Origin of the sequence: Nonomuraea guangzhouensis (assembly GCF_019396345.1) — a bacterium.
In the GTDB taxonomy this organism is placed as follows: Bacteria; Actinomycetota; Actinomycetes; order Streptosporangiales; family Streptosporangiaceae; genus Nonomuraea; species Nonomuraea guangzhouensis.
The window spans coordinates 187,352-200,095 of the sequence record NZ_JAHKRM010000022.1 but is presented as its reverse complement, the minus strand read 5'-3'; the positions used below and the strand labels follow the sequence as shown (position 1 = coordinate 200,095).

At 67.0% G+C, this 12,744-nt stretch carries 14 protein-coding genes; 6 read left to right on the top strand and 8 right to left on the bottom strand.

The features are described 5' to 3' along the window. Positions 1–660 precede the first annotated feature (660 nt). Positions 661–1,731, bottom strand: a complete 1,071-nt coding sequence (locus KME78_RS39365; protein WP_219534559.1) for a hypothetical protein — start codon at positions 1,729–1,731, stop codon at positions 661–663. A gap of 342 nt (positions 1,732–2,073) precedes the next feature. On the opposite strand from KME78_RS39365, the gene KME78_RS39360 reads away from it, so the two are divergent. Then, the gene (locus tag KME78_RS39360; protein WP_308127299.1) at positions 2,074–2,727 is read left to right on the top strand and encodes a hypothetical protein; all 654 of its coding nucleotides are present in this window, start codon (positions 2,074–2,076) and stop codon (positions 2,725–2,727) included. Positions 2,728–3,430: 703 nt separating this feature from the next. Continuing rightward, complete coding sequence (locus tag KME78_RS39355; RefSeq protein WP_219534557.1) at positions 3,431–3,697, top strand: hypothetical protein; 267 nt, start codon at positions 3,431–3,433, stop codon at positions 3,695–3,697. Positions 3,698–3,897: 200 nt separating this feature from the next. Here the strand turns inward: KME78_RS39355 and KME78_RS39350 are convergent, their stop codons facing one another. The 4 genes from KME78_RS39350 to KME78_RS39335 all read right to left on the bottom strand — a co-directional run bounded on the left by KME78_RS39350 (position 3,898) and on the right by KME78_RS39335 (position 6,202). Further along, a complete protein-coding gene (locus KME78_RS39350) occupies positions 3,898–4,182 on the bottom strand; it encodes a hypothetical protein (RefSeq protein WP_219534556.1) in 285 nt (94 codons plus the stop codon). 126 nt (positions 4,183–4,308) lie between these two features. After that, positions 4,309–5,073 carry a class I SAM-dependent methyltransferase gene (locus KME78_RS39345; RefSeq protein ID WP_219534555.1) on the bottom strand — a complete coding sequence of 255 codons (765 nt, stop codon included), beginning with the start codon at positions 5,071–5,073 and terminating at the stop codon, positions 4,309–4,311. Between the two features lie 278 nt (positions 5,074–5,351). After that, positions 5,352–5,564 carry a DUF6355 family natural product biosynthesis protein gene (locus KME78_RS68200; protein ID WP_372455038.1) on the bottom strand — a complete coding sequence of 71 codons (213 nt, stop codon included), beginning with the start codon at positions 5,562–5,564 and terminating at the stop codon, positions 5,352–5,354. Between the two features lie 128 nt (positions 5,565–5,692). Next, on the bottom strand, positions 5,693–6,202 hold the full coding sequence (locus KME78_RS39335) for a MarR family winged helix-turn-helix transcriptional regulator (protein WP_219534553.1): 510 nt from the start codon (positions 6,200–6,202) through the stop codon (positions 5,693–5,695). A gap of 155 nt (positions 6,203–6,357) precedes the next feature. Here KME78_RS39335 and KME78_RS39330 point away from each other — a divergent pair, with 155 nt between their 5' ends. Beyond that, positions 6,358–7,659: an amidohydrolase family protein gene (locus KME78_RS39330; RefSeq protein WP_219534552.1), complete on the top strand. Its 1,302-nt coding sequence runs from the start codon at positions 6,358–6,360 to the stop codon at positions 7,657–7,659. On the opposite strand, the gene KME78_RS39325 is transcribed toward KME78_RS39330, so the two are convergent. Continuing rightward, complete coding sequence (locus tag KME78_RS39325; protein ID WP_219534551.1) at positions 7,656–8,030, bottom strand: ArsR/SmtB family transcription factor; 375 nt, start codon at positions 8,028–8,030, stop codon at positions 7,656–7,658. The genes KME78_RS39330 and KME78_RS39325 overlap by 4 nt on opposite strands. A 77-nt stretch (positions 8,031–8,107) precedes the next feature. On the opposite strand from KME78_RS39325, the gene KME78_RS39320 reads away from it, so the two are divergent. From KME78_RS39320 to KME78_RS39310, 3 genes are all read left to right on the top strand, one after another. Beyond that, the gene (locus tag KME78_RS39320; RefSeq protein WP_219534550.1) at positions 8,108–9,202 is read left to right on the top strand and encodes a flavin-containing monooxygenase; all 1,095 of its coding nucleotides are present in this window, start codon (positions 8,108–8,110) and stop codon (positions 9,200–9,202) included. 142 nt (positions 9,203–9,344) lie between these two features. After that, a complete protein-coding gene (locus tag KME78_RS39315) occupies positions 9,345–10,745 on the top strand; it encodes an FAD-dependent oxidoreductase (RefSeq protein ID WP_219534549.1) in 1,401 nt (466 codons plus the stop codon). A gap of 207 nt (positions 10,746–10,952) precedes the next feature. After that, positions 10,953–11,330: an ArsR/SmtB family transcription factor gene (locus KME78_RS39310; RefSeq protein WP_219534548.1), complete on the top strand. Its 378-nt coding sequence runs from the start codon at positions 10,953–10,955 to the stop codon at positions 11,328–11,330. A gap of 335 nt (positions 11,331–11,665) precedes the next feature. Here KME78_RS39310 and KME78_RS39305 read toward each other — a convergent pair whose 3' ends face one another. Then, positions 11,666–12,064: an arsenate reductase ArsC gene (locus KME78_RS39305; protein WP_219534547.1), complete on the bottom strand. Its 399-nt coding sequence runs from the start codon at positions 12,062–12,064 to the stop codon at positions 11,666–11,668. A gap of 29 nt (positions 12,065–12,093) precedes the next feature. Next, on the bottom strand, positions 12,094–12,744 hold the full coding sequence (locus KME78_RS65090; protein ID WP_219534546.1) for an arsenate reductase ArsC: 651 nt from the start codon (positions 12,742–12,744) through the stop codon (positions 12,094–12,096).

Sequence of the window (12,744 nt, the reverse complement as noted above, 5' to 3'; positions counted from 1 at the left end):
TATCCAGTCGACGGAGGCAACTGCACCTCGATCACCTTGACGAAGCAGTGCTGGCTGGGCTGTACACCCACGGGAATCTGACGCTCACCCGCACCTTCTACTACAACGCTCGGAACAAGGCGTATGTGGATGGTGAGGACCCCGTCCAGTGGGTCGGTGATGCCATATGCAAGTGGGGGCGATATTCCGGAAGCTCCTGCGGCACTGTGAAGAGGAGCAACTGGTTCAACGACAACTCTGACAATCTCTTCGTGACCAGTATTCCCGTCGGAAACACCACGTGTACGGGTGGCGGCAGCGGCGGTCCAGCATTCACGGGAGGACCGGCAACAGGCAGTTTCACCGCATACGGCAGGGCGCGTTGGCGGGACAGTCAGGCCGGTACTGCGCGTTCAGCCATGTTTCCGTGTACCGCGACGCCTACCCCGCTTCTGGGGCCAGACCAACGCGCCAGGTCTTCCCACGCCCGAGGAAACACTGCGGCGGATCGGTGCGATCATGCAATGTCGGGAACCGTCGGAAGCGAACGTCCATCCGCAGATCGTGGTCGAGGCGATGATGCTGGCCTGTGTCTCCGAGTTCCTGATCGTCAAGCGAGGAGTCCGGTGAAGCGCTGGTTATCTCTCGGCGGTGCGCATGCCGAAGCTCCGCTTACAGATGTCACCTGGAAGCGGAACTATGTTGTTTGTTCTGGGGGGTGGGTGCGCGGAAGAGGAGGGCCAGGCTTGCAAAATGCAGGAGGAGAATGACGATGCCTGTGGTTGATACGGCGGGCTGGTTCCACCAGGGTGTTTCGATCCCCGTGGCCACGTAATTGTGGAACAGGCTTGTGTCGCTGTAATGCAGGGCGGACTCCACCAGGGCCACTGTGTAGGGCAGCCCGAAGAATCCAGCGGTCAAGCCGGCCCATGCCCGTGCGCGCCCGTGACTGAGCAGCAGGATCAGGCCGCCCACCACGACAGCGATGGCCGGGATCGCAAGATATTGGACGTGGACCTGCATGTCGAGGAGAAAGGCGCCGGGGAGGAGATCTGGTTCGCCGCGCTCGTTGATCAGACCGGCCAGGCAGCCAACATAGTTCACTGCGGCGTAGATCAGGAGCAAGGCCGGGGTGAGCAACATCAGCACGGTTGCCTGGCGGGACGGACTCGCCCACAGGGGTGGGGATTCCTGCTCGACGGGTTGCTTCTGATGCCTGGCCAACCATGACACTCCGTGGCTGCTGGTCAGCAGGACGAGGCCCAGTACTTGTGCGACTGTGCCGGCAACGAGCAGAGCGACGCGGAGGGGGGCGTACCAGCCGGGCTGAATCAGATCGATGACCTGTGTCAGTTCCCTGCTTTCGCTCACGATAAAGAAGGAGGACGGCTGCTTGAGGAATATCCAGAGCATGGCCACGTAGATGGCGGTCAGTCCGGTGGCCATCGCGAGGAGGAGCGTGGGCCGGCGTGTGCCACGCCATACCTTCCATGCGGTCACGCCGAACGCGGCGGTTGCCACCGCGGTGAGTATTCCCAGCCCGAGTAGCTGGTCACGGATGTCCGTGCTGGACTGGCTTGCCGCTGAGTGCCACATCGCTCCCGAGATCTCCCGCGGGTCCTCGTAGTACGGCAGGGTGAGTGAGCTCTGCGCGTGGGCGAGCAGCGTGATCAGCGCCATCACGGTTCCGGCCGGGGCCAGGGAAAGGATCAAGGCGATCGCGATTTTGATCCTTCGTGGGGGAGCCTCCATGTGATCTTCGACGTGACGCGCTCACCCGGCGTTCCTCCCGTAATGGATCGCCACCAATTCCACCAACCCTTCAGCGGGCGTGCGAGGCGTTCCTCAGTGTTAGTCATGATGATGACGCCGTTGCACAGGTCGTCGGCGACCTCTAGCCGCACCGGCCGAGCCCCGACGCCGGACCAACTTGCAGTGGCTGCCCTTTAAGCGGACACGTCAGGTGCCCTCTGGCGATGCTGGCCCAGGCCTCACCCGACGCTCTTGCTGAAGGCTGGTAGTCGCATACCGTCCGGAAGGACACGGGGGATGTCGTTGGCATCCGATTGGATGAGGTTCATGACTGCTCACGATGTGGCCCGGCTGCTGCCCGATATCTCGGTGCTTCGCGATCTGTGTCGGTCCATGGCGGTGCTGGAGGCCATCTTGAGCCCGGAATGGTCCAGCCGCTACCACTCCTTCGACGCGAGCTGGAGTCCTGGGGAGGAGATGGCCTCGATGCGCAACGGTTCGGGAGACGAATACGACATTGTCTTCTCCGCGGCGGGCGCGTACATCCGCGGCTTCGCCCACGAGGCGGTGATGAGCCCGTACGGCAATGACGGGCCGTGGCCGGGCGTGCTCGACTCCGTCCCCGAGGTCTTCCGCCGTTGTGTGGAGGAGCCTGCGTTCTGTGACGAGGACGGAATGCCGGTCGTGACCGCCTGCCTGTGGCGTGAGGTCGGCGATGGTTGTTGGCGGGTGGGTGAGATTGACTGCCCGGACGGTGTGAGTGATCCCGATGGGGCGGCGGGCCTGTTCGCACGGCTCGTCGATCGGTCTCCGGAGGCGTTCCGGCGGTTCGCGGAGGACTACTACGAGGTACCCGTGGATCTCGATGCGGTGCGGCACGTCTATGCCCTCCACCCGCTGACGCAGACGGTGGTCACCGCGCTGAACACGGATCTTGCCGCGAGGGACCTCGCCGACGACCTTGCGGCAGCTCGGTATCCGTCCGTTGCCGGCTGACAAGCTGGAAGGACGACGCGGCTCTTCCCCAGCGGCGGAACCGGGTGGCAACAGCGCTGAAGCACGTTGGGCAGAGTGCTGTACAGCAACGCCGCCAGATGTAACCGTGCGCTACCGACCAGCATCCACTGCTTCACCTGGGCGAAGCTCTGCTCACCAGGCGCCTGCCCTTCCCTACGGATTAGTCTCCGGTCTCCCTGGCGGGAGGCCCGTTCCGGGCTGAAAATCGGGAGTGGTTGCCCGCCGACGTCGTGCCTTCTTGGTCCGGTTGAGGCCGTGGATTAGTCGGACGCCGGGAGCCCGCGCACGATCCCGCTCCATTCTGACTGGCATCTGCTGTCCCATTCCGACGCCCACTTCATCGATCTCGGGGCCGACTTCTACGACCACAGGCTCGGCCCCGAACGCAGGAAACGCCATCACATCCGCCAGCTCGAGGCTCTCGGTTATCGAGTCATCCTCGAACGGGCCTGATCCGGCCAGCCGGTTACCGACCCCGATCCGCCACAGCACGCAGGGGTCCGCCGTCACCTGGCCACTAACTCTCCGATTTTCGGACCAGAAGGTTGGTTGCGTGTAATCGCCGGACTCTCTCAACCGTCTGGAGGAGAGGCGCGTCCAATACATCGAAGGAAGTTGCGCTGTCTGAGTCACTGGGCATCTCCATGATCCCTTGTGGGATCCAGCGCAGAGGGGAGTAGGTATGGGGATCTTCAAGCAGGCCACGAACGACGCCTTGGCGGCCAGTGCCCGAAACGCCGCAGCTGAGGGACGTACGGTGTTCACGGCTCAGATCATCAGTGAGATCGGGCATCTCAACGTTTCCGGTGAGATCGAGAAGCTTGGCCGCGGTATCGAGGTAGTTGAAGCCCAGGGGTGGAAGCTTGATACCGTGAACACGCTCAAAGTAGACAAGATGACTGGGGATCGTCCCCTTTTCGTGTGCGTGTTTCGTCGTCACCAGTGGTGAGGTGATAAGCGACGCCCTGCCTGATTCCGCTGACGCGGGTGCTAACAACGTCCTTGGACGATCTCGAACTGGCTACGGATCACGCAACTCGCCGAGTGGTATGACGCGTTGCTGTCGGTGGTGAAGATGGCCGTCGGCATCCCCTGTAGCTAGGTCTATTGACCTGAGAGCGGCTGGCTGATGCCATGTCTGTTCACGGCTTAGTCGACGTGGTTCACCCAGCGCCGGGTGGAGCTGTCATAGCTGGCGGCCGAGCCCGTTTGGATAAGGGCGAACGGCACCCGCTCGTCCTCAGGGTTCCAGTGCCCGTCGCCGGTCGCCTGGGCGTAGATCGGACTGGGCGCCCATGTCACTAGCACGTCATCATCGGTCACCTCCGCCACCCAGCCAAGGAACTCTCGTCCGTCGGCGAAGGTGAATGCGACCTTGTCGACGTTCTCCTTGCAGCGCACGAAGAACGCTCGCATCGCCAGTGGATCGGACATGGCAGCAGGTTATCCCGCCACGTGTAACTCGGGTTTCGTACGCGGCAGGTACGCGCCCTCTGCGTACAGCGCCCGATGAGACCTTCCGTACCGTCACCCCCCGGCGCTGTGTCGTGCGCATGTTCCCTAGGGCATTCCAGGAGGGACGGGCTCCGCGGTATCGCGTCGCGCTACGAACACGAACTCCCTGCCCGGCCGGTCGGGTGCGTCGCGTACGTCCTCGACGACGAAGCCGTGCTCGTGCAGGTCCCGCTCGATCTCCGTACGTTCACGGAAGCGAAGTGTCGATTCCGAGGTCAGTACGTCCCCGTCCGCGGCGAACACATGCGTACCCCGGAAGCTCACCAGCGGCAGGCTCACGTCCGTCAGTTCGGCCCAGGTCTCGACGTGGCCGACGCCCGGGATGTCCGTCATGCGGTACGTGGTCTCGCGCGTCCACTGCGCCCACTCCTCCCAGACGCGCTGCGCCGGATCGCGCGTCTCGAAGACAAGCCGCCCGCCGGGCCGAAGGGCCTCGTACGCGCCGCGCAGCGTCGTGTGCCATGCCTGAGGATCGGCGATCGCCTGGGCGACGTTCCCGGTCATCGTCACCAGGTCGATCTGCATCGGCGGCAGGTCCCCCGCGTCGCCGTCGAGCCAGCGCACCCGCTCCGCGCCCGGCTTGCCGCGCGCTACGTCGACGGACGCCCGCGCGGGATCGATCCCGGTGACCGTAATCCCGCGTTCGGCGAGCAGCAGCGCGAACACGCCCGTACCGCACCCGATGTCCAGCACGGACCGCGCGCCGAACTCCTCCGCCATCGCGAGATACGCGTCGAGATCGCTGCGGTCCGGATCGAGTGGGTCGTAGATGGCGGCGAGGCGCGGATGCCCGAAAGCTGCGTCAACCATGGAGGTGAACGTATGTGGCCCCTAGCCCGCGCGGCCACTGCTTTTTCGGGTTACGGCGCCAAGCGGGCGCGGCGAAGTGCGCCGCTGATCCCGGTGCCCTTATCGGGTACGACCGTACCGAAGCGAAGCGAACCTCGGCCAGGCCGCTTTGGAGTTGTCTTCAGAACCACGGCTTGACATACCGCCGGATACGGGCCCGCATGTCCGGTGGTGTGAGGGGGTGAGGCAGCCTCACACCCTCACTCAATTCCGCAGCCATAACTATTGAGGCGCTTTGCTCAGCATGTCCTGCCGACGTAGTAGGCGTAGGTGACGCCGGGGGTAAGGCCGCCGAGACTACGAGGGCCGAGGCTGGTGCGTCCGGGTCCGATGCACCGGTCGTAATCGTCCCCGAATACCACCTCTACCCGGATCGCGACTGTCGCTCCTCTTTCTCGTAGCGACGGTGACGGCGGACCTACTGGCCTTCCACGCCCGGGTTCACAGTGCATTTGCCGACGAGCCGGTGGAGCACTGGTCGCACTGCCGCACCGCACCCTCGCTTTGGGCTTGGACAGCGTCGGCCGTGCCACGGTGATCGGGCTCTTGCACGACTACCAGCCCGTCACCCCGGCGGAATTCAGCTTGGACCAGCCACGCCGCCCTGGCTCGTAGCGGGACCCTCGCCGCCGTAAGGCTCGATGTGGTCGATCATCTGCTCGCTCCAGGTCCGGATAGCAGCGGCCTGCTCGGGCGTGAGCGAGTCGAGAAAGTAACGGCGGACATTGCCGGCGTGCACGAGGATGGCGTTCTGCGCGGCCTGGCGGCCTTTGACGGTCAGTCCGATCCCAGTGCGGCGGCCGTCGGCTCCGCTCTGGGTCCGTTCCACGAAGCCGCGGTTCTCCATGCGCGTCAGCAGGTGCGAGACGCGGCTCTTCTCCCAGTCGAGCGACTCGGAGAGCTCGCCGACGCGCATCTCGCGACCGAGCGGCGCCTGCCACAGCGTCACCAGCACGCTGAACTCAGCCTTCGAGATGCCGCAGTCGCGCTGCAGACCCCGGTCGAGCTCCCGCGCGAGTAGGCGCTGCGCGCGCATCCAGGTGTCCCAGAACTCCCACTCCTCGGGTTCCAGCGTATGGGTTTCCGCCATGGCGGGAATCATACTGAGTGGCCAAGTTGACGCGTCAACTCAACCTTCCTAGAGTTGACGTATCAACTCTTTGGAAAGGACGCCATGGCATCCAGCATTGGCCGCACACGGCCCGGACAACCCGGCGAATGGGCATTCGGGGAGGTGTTCCCTCGGTGAGGACGCTTTTGCGTGGCGGCATGGTGGTAAGCATGGACCCGGCCGTCGGCGATCTCCCGCAGGGCGACGTGCTCATCGAGGACGGGCGGATCGCCGCGGTCGACGTCACCGTCGACGCGGCCGACGCCGAGGTCGTGGACGCCACGGGCAAGATCGTGATGCCCGGTTTCGTGGACACCCACCGGCACACCTGGCAGACCGCGTTCCGCGGCATCGGCGTGGACTGGACGTTCGACCAGTACCGCGTCGCCATGCACGGCACGCTCCGGCGACACTACGCGCCGGAAGACGTCTACCTGGGCAACCTGCTCGGCCGGATCGAAGCGCTCAGCTCGGGCGTCACGACCATGGTCGACTGGTTCCACTGCTCCGACCGCCCGGAGAACGCCGACGCCGCGATCCAGGCGCTGCGCGTGGCACCTGGCCGCTCGGTGTTCTGCTACTGCGCGGGCGTCGTCGCCGACGAGCCGATCGCATCCGAGATCACGCGTGTACGGTCGCAGCTGTCCGACGGCGACATGATGCTGGGCCTGCGCGGGCCGCAACTGTCCACGATGGACACCACCGCCACCGACGTCGCGCTGGCGCGGGACCTCGGGCTGCGGGTGAGCGTGCACGTGCACGGCGCCACCGGCTGGCCTCGTGGCCGGCGCCCGATCGCCGACATGCGTGACCGCGGGCTGCTCGACGACCACACGACCTTCGTGCACTGCAACGGCGTCTCCGACGACCAGGTGGCGATGATGGCCGATGCGGGTTGCTCGGTGTCGATCAGCCCGGACGGTGAGCTGAAGATGGGCTTGGGCTGGCCCGAGACCGGCCGCATGCTGGCCGCCGGGATCCGCCCGTCGCTGTCCATCGACGACTGCCCGTCCGTCGGCGGCGACATGTTCGCTGCCATGCGTACGGCGCTCGCCACGCAGCGCGGCCTGGACGGTGGCCTCACAGCGCGGGACGTCGCCGAGTTCGCCACGGTGGACGGCGCCCGCGCGTGCGGACTCGACGCCCGAACCGGCAGCATCGCCATCGGCAAGGACGCCGACCTGATCCTGCTCGACGCCGAGGACCTCTCGGTTTTCCCGGTCAGCAACCCCGTCGGCACGATCGTCGCTGCCGGCCATCCCGGCCTGGTGGACAGCGTCTTCGTCGCCGGCAGAGCGGTCAAGCGGGACGGTCGGCTGCTCGGCGTGGACCTGGCGGCGTTGCGGGCACGGCTGCTGGAGTCCCGCGATCGGATCGCCGCGGCCGCCGGCATCGCGGTCGACGGATCATGGATGCCTGAACTGGCCGCGGGCTAACAGCAGAAACGTAGGTACTCCTGAAGGTCGGCGAGGATGCGCGCGGTGCCTTCGCGGTCGCCGCGATACAGCACCTCTTTGCCGTCGCGCCGGGAGGTGACGATCCCGCCGCGGCGCAGCAGGGCGAGTTGCTGGGAGGCGGCGGACTGGCTGATGCCGGCGCGTTCGGCGACCTGGTTGACCGACAGTTCGGCGCCCCGGGCGAACAGCAGCAAGATGTGCTGCCGCCCCGGGCTGGCCAGCGCCTTGAGGAAGTCGTGGGCGGCCTGGCTGAGTGTCGGCGCGGCGCGGGAGTCCTCCGGACCGCAGCCCGATGCCTGATCGTCCGTGCCGTTGACAGGCTCACTCGCCCACGTTGTGATCTCGGCCATCTCGCATCCCTCCAGGACGACCATACCCTTCAAATCATCATATTGACATATTATGAAATGGCGGTACATTGCGCAGCATGGCATCTCTCACCCCTTCCCTGCTCATCGTCGGCGGAGGGCAATCAGGCTTGGCGGCGGCGCACGCCGCTCTACAGGCGGGCCTGCGACCGCTGATCCTGGAGGCTTCCGCGCGCCCCGCTGGATCCTGGCCGCACTATTACGACAGCCTGAGACTGTTCTCACCCGCCCGCTACAGTTCGTTGCCCGGCATGCCCTTCGGTGGCGACGGTGGGCGCTATCCGCATCGCGATGAGGTGGTTGCCTACCTGGAGCGCTACGCGGACGCTCTGGCGCGGCGTGGCGCCGAGATCCGTACCGGCGCCCTCGTCAGCGCGGTGGAGGCGATCGACGCGGCCGACGGGGGCGGCTTCTCCGTTCGGCTGGACGGCGGTGAGACGCTGGATGCGCCTGCTCTGATTGCCGCCAGCGGCTCGTTCGCCCACCCGCACCGGCCCGCCCTGCCTGGCCTGGAGACCTTCGCTGGGACGGTGCTGCACGCCGCCGACTACCGCTCCCCGGCCTCGCTGCCCGGCGAGCACGTGGTGGTGGTCGGGGTGGGCAACTCGGCGATTCAGATCGCCTACGAACTGGCCGACCACGCCCGCGTCACGCTGGCCAGTCGTGTACCGATCCGGTTCGTGCCGCAGTGCCCGCTTGGACGGGATCTGCATTTCTGGTTCCGCCTGACTGGCCTCGACCGGCTGCCGCTGGCCCGCGCCGAGTCTCCGCCTGCCTCTCCGGTCCTGGACGACGGGCGGTACCGGCAGGCCCTGCGTCGGGGGCGGTACGAGCGTCGGGCGATGTTCACTCGCCTGGACGGCGATCATGTCGAGTGGGCTGATGGCCGACGTGAGCGCCTCGACGCCGTGCTGCTGGCCACTGGCTACCGGCCCAGTCTTGACTACCTGGCCAACCTCGGCGCACTGACGGAGGGCGGCCGACCGCGCCAGCGCGAAGGCGTGTCCGTCACCCATGCCGGGCTGGGGCATCTCGGGCTGGAATGGCAGCGCACGCCCTCATCCAACACGCTCCGGGGCGTGGGCGCCGATGCCCGCCATGTCGTCGGCAACCTGGCCCGTCACCTGCGCAACCGTGGGCGTGTGCGCGTTTGAACGCTTGACCCGCGAAGCCGTGTCGATTGATTCGATGGTTCTCTAATTTGACTTCTCTCTAATCAGTGGGGCAGTCTACTTAGACCATCTTCAAAACAGGCGCGGGTCCGAAGGGCTCGCTCGACCAGCGAGGAGAAGTCTCATGAGCGGATGCTGCGGCCCCACCGTCGTTGAGCTCGAAGCGAGTGTGCAGGCGGCCCGGCCGGACGAACTGCCCGTCGTGGTCATCGGCGCGGGCCCGGTCGGGCTGGCCGCCGCCGCGCACCTGGCCGAACGCGGCATCGACTTCCTGGTCCAGGAAGCGGGAGAGAAGGCGGGCGCGTCCGTCGCCCAGTGGGGTCATGTCCGGGTGTTCAGTCCGTGGCAGTACAACATCGACGCCGCCGCCCGCCGCCTGCTGGAGACCGGCGGCTGGACCGCGCCCGACCCCGAATGGCTGCCCACTGGCACCGAGCTGATCGACGACTACCTCGCGCCGCTGGCCAAGCTCATGGGCGAGCGCCTCCGTACGAACGCCAAGGTGGCGGCGATCAGCCGCCTCGGCTACGACCGCGTACGCACCAACGGCCGCGAACAGGCGCCGTTCCTCATCCGTCTCGAAAACGGCCAGGAGTTGCAGGCTCGTACGGTCATCGACGCCTCCGGCACCTACGCCAGCCCCAACGTGCTGGGCGCCAGCGGCCTGCCCGCCCACCGCGAGGAGACCGTCGCCGACCTGATCGACCACGCCCTGCCCGACGTCCTGGGCACCGACCGCGACCGCTACGAGGGCAAGCGCGTCCTGGTGGTCGGCGCCGGCCACTCGGCTGCCACCACCCTGCTCGCCCTCACCCAACTCACCGACACCCCGATCACCTGGGCGATCCGGGCAGGAAACGCCAGTCGCGCCTACGGCGGCGGCGACGCCGACGCGCTGCCGGCCCGCGGCGCGCTCGGTACCCGCCTGCACGCTTTCGTCACCTCCGGCCGCATCCAGCTCCTGACCGGCTTCTTCACCCATCGCGTGCACGCCACCGCCGACGGCGTCGAGGTGATCAGCCGCGACCCATCCGGTGCCGAGCAGTCGGTCATCGTGGACCGAATCATCTCGGCCACCGGCTACCGTCCCGACCACTCCATCGCCGCCGAGCTGCGCCTGGATCTGGATCCGATCCTCGGCTCCACCAGAGCGCTGGCTCCGCTGATCGACCCGAACCAGCACTCCTGCGGCACCGTACCGGCGCATGGCGTGGACGAGTTGGCCCATCCCGAGCCCGGCTACTACGCAGTCGGCGTCAAGAGCTACGGCCGCGCGCCGACCTTCCTGATGGCCACCGGCTACGAGCAGGTTCGCTCGGTTGTCGCGGCCATCGCGGGCGACTGGGAGGCGGCCCGCGACGTACAGCTCGACCTGCCGGAGACCGGAGTGTGCTCGTCCAACCTGGCCGAGGCGCAGGAGCAGCGCGTCGGCCTGGCCACGGGGATCAGCGGCGGCCTGCTGGCCACAGCGCTGCCCCTTGCCACCGTCGGCTCCTCCAGTGACAACGGCAGTTGCTGCGGCTGAGAGCAGGACTCGACATGCCAGACGGATACCCCCTGCGGACGGCCGTCGCCTGCTCTCGCTCCGCTGGGCACGGTCGCGCTCGCCCAAGCGGTCGGCTATGTCCGGGTGATGGGCGCGGTCGCCACCGCTTGCGTGATCGCCGCGTTGGCCTTGGTCGCCTGCCATCGCCTATGATTTCGATAGATGTCGAAATAAGGGGTTGCCGTCATGACCGCCGTCACGAGCCAGTGCTGCGCACCGATCGCGCGCGAGCCGTTGTCGGAGACCGACGCCGCCGAGCTCGCGGTCATGCTCAAAGCCGTCGCCGACTCCGTGCGGCTGCGCCTGCTGTCGATGATCGGCTCCCACGCGGGCGGTGAGGCCTGCGTCTGCGACCTCACCGACGCCTTCGACCTGACCGCCCCCACGATCTCCCACCACCTCAAGGTCCTGCGCACGGCCGGCTTGATCGACGGCGAACGCCGGGGCACCTGGGTCTACTACCGAATCATCCCCGAGGCCGTGAACAAGCTGGGCGCTCTCTTCGCCCCGCTCACCCAGCCCGCGTCCAGCAAGCCGGTTGAGCTGGAACTCACCCCCGTATGACCGAACTTCCGTGCGCGGTCGATGCCCTGGTCATCGGCGGCGGACAGGCGGGCCTGGCGGCCTGCACCTGCTCGGCTACGGCGACTGGACCGGCCCGGCCTCCGCCACCCTCATCGGCGCGAGCTGTACGGCCAGAGACCTGCCGCGAACACCAGAGGTGTCGAGCGTGTCCTACGGCTGGCTGCACTGCCTTTGTGCGGGTTCGCGCTCACCACGCTTCTCACCGTCATCTGCCGTCGGCAAAAGGATGTCGTACTGCCCAAGGGACACGACAGCGGTCATGCGTCCCTGTTTGCGGGCGGTGGTCGACGGCGAGGGCATTGCCGGCACCGGTGCTAGGCCAGTTCCTTGATCAGTTTTTCGATGCGGGTGCGGATCTCGTCGCGGATCGGGCGGACGGCCTCGATGCCCTGCCCGGCGGGGTCGTCGAGTTTCCAGTCCTCGTACCGCTTGCCGGGGAAGATGGGGCAGGCGTCGCCGCAGCCCATGGTGATGACCACATCGCTGGCCTGGACGGCGTCGGTGGTGAGGATCTTGGGCTGCTGGTCGGTGATGTCGATGCCGACCTCGCGCATGGCCTCGACGGCGGTGGGGTTGATCTGGTCGGCGGGCGCTGATCCGGCGGAGCGGACCTCGATGCGGTCCTCGGCCAGGTGGGTGAGCCATCCGGCGGCCATCTGGGAGCGTCCGGCGTTGTGTACGCAGACGAACAGGACGCTGGGCTTGTCGCTCAAGGGGTGATTCCTTCCGCTGTTGCTGGTCTTCAGGCTGCCGGGATTTCGAGGTCGTCGAGCAGATGGCGGACGCGGCGTTCGATCTCGTCGCGGATGGGCCGCACGTCCTCCACACTCTTGCCTGCGGGGTCGTCGAGTTCCCAGTTCAGGTAGCGCCTGCCCGGGTAGACGGGGCAGGCGTCGCCGCAGCCCATCGTGACGACGACGTCGGCGGCGCGGACGATCTCCTCCGTCCACGGCTTGGGGAACTCGCGGGAGATGTCGATGCCCCGCTCAGCCATGGACGCCACCGCCGCAGGGTTGATCTCGCTGGCGAACTCCGAGCCGCCGGACCAGGCCACCCCGCGGTCTGCGGCCAGGTGCTGGAAAAAGCCCATGGCCATCTGGGAGCGTCCGGCGTTGTGCACGCACAGGAACAGCACGACGGGCCGCCCGTCGCCGTGGCCCTCCACCCGGGCCAAGGCGTGCAGGCGCTGGCGGGCGAAGCGCTCGGCGAGCAGCGGCAGGAAGTCGGGGATCTTGCCGTGCAGGGCGAACTGGTCGTAGCTGGTGTGCAGGAACCGTTCGATGGTCTCGGTGCCGAAGGTGCCGGTGAATTCCTCGGCCAGGCGGCGGGCGGCGGTGAGCAGGGCGTGCTGCTGGTCGATGGACAGGTCCGGGTGGCGGTAGGTCTGGGACAT

Excerpts from the sequence above, each read along its gene's own strand:
- KME78_RS39355 (WP_219534557.1), top strand. The coding sequence starts at position 3,431 with ATGGGGATCTTCAAGCAGGCCACGAACGACGCCTTGGCGGCCAGTGCC.
- KME78_RS39320 (WP_219534550.1), top strand. The coding sequence starts at position 8,108 with ATGGCATCTCTCACCCCTTCCCTGCTCATCGTCGGCGGAGGGCAATCA.
- KME78_RS39315 (WP_219534549.1), top strand. The coding sequence starts at position 9,345 with ATGAGCGGATGCTGCGGCCCCACCGTCGTTGAGCTCGAAGCGAGTGTG.
- KME78_RS68200 (WP_372455038.1), bottom strand. The coding sequence starts at position 5,564 with ATGCACTGTGAACCCGGGCGTGGAAGGCCAGTAGGTCCGCCGTCACCG.
- KME78_RS39335 (WP_219534553.1), bottom strand. The coding sequence starts at position 6,202 with ATGGCGGAAACCCATACGCTGGAACCCGAGGAGTGGGAGTTCTGGGAC.
- KME78_RS39365 (WP_219534559.1), bottom strand. The coding sequence starts at position 1,731 with ATGGAGGCTCCCCCACGAAGGATCAAAATCGCGATCGCCTTGATCCTT.
- KME78_RS39325 (WP_219534551.1), bottom strand. The coding sequence starts at position 8,030 with ATGGCCGAGATCACAACGTGGGCGAGTGAGCCTGTCAACGGCACGGAC.
- KME78_RS39310 (WP_219534548.1), top strand. The coding sequence starts at position 10,953 with ATGACCGCCGTCACGAGCCAGTGCTGCGCACCGATCGCGCGCGAGCCG.
- KME78_RS39350 (WP_219534556.1), bottom strand. The coding sequence starts at position 4,182 with ATGTCCGATCCACTGGCGATGCGAGCGTTCTTCGTGCGCTGCAAGGAG.
- KME78_RS39345 (WP_219534555.1), bottom strand. The coding sequence starts at position 5,073 with ATGGTTGACGCAGCTTTCGGGCATCCGCGCCTCGCCGCCATCTACGAC.
- KME78_RS65090 (WP_219534546.1), bottom strand. The coding sequence starts at position 12,744 with ATGTCCCAGACCTACCGCCACCCGGACCTGTCCATCGACCAGCAGCAC.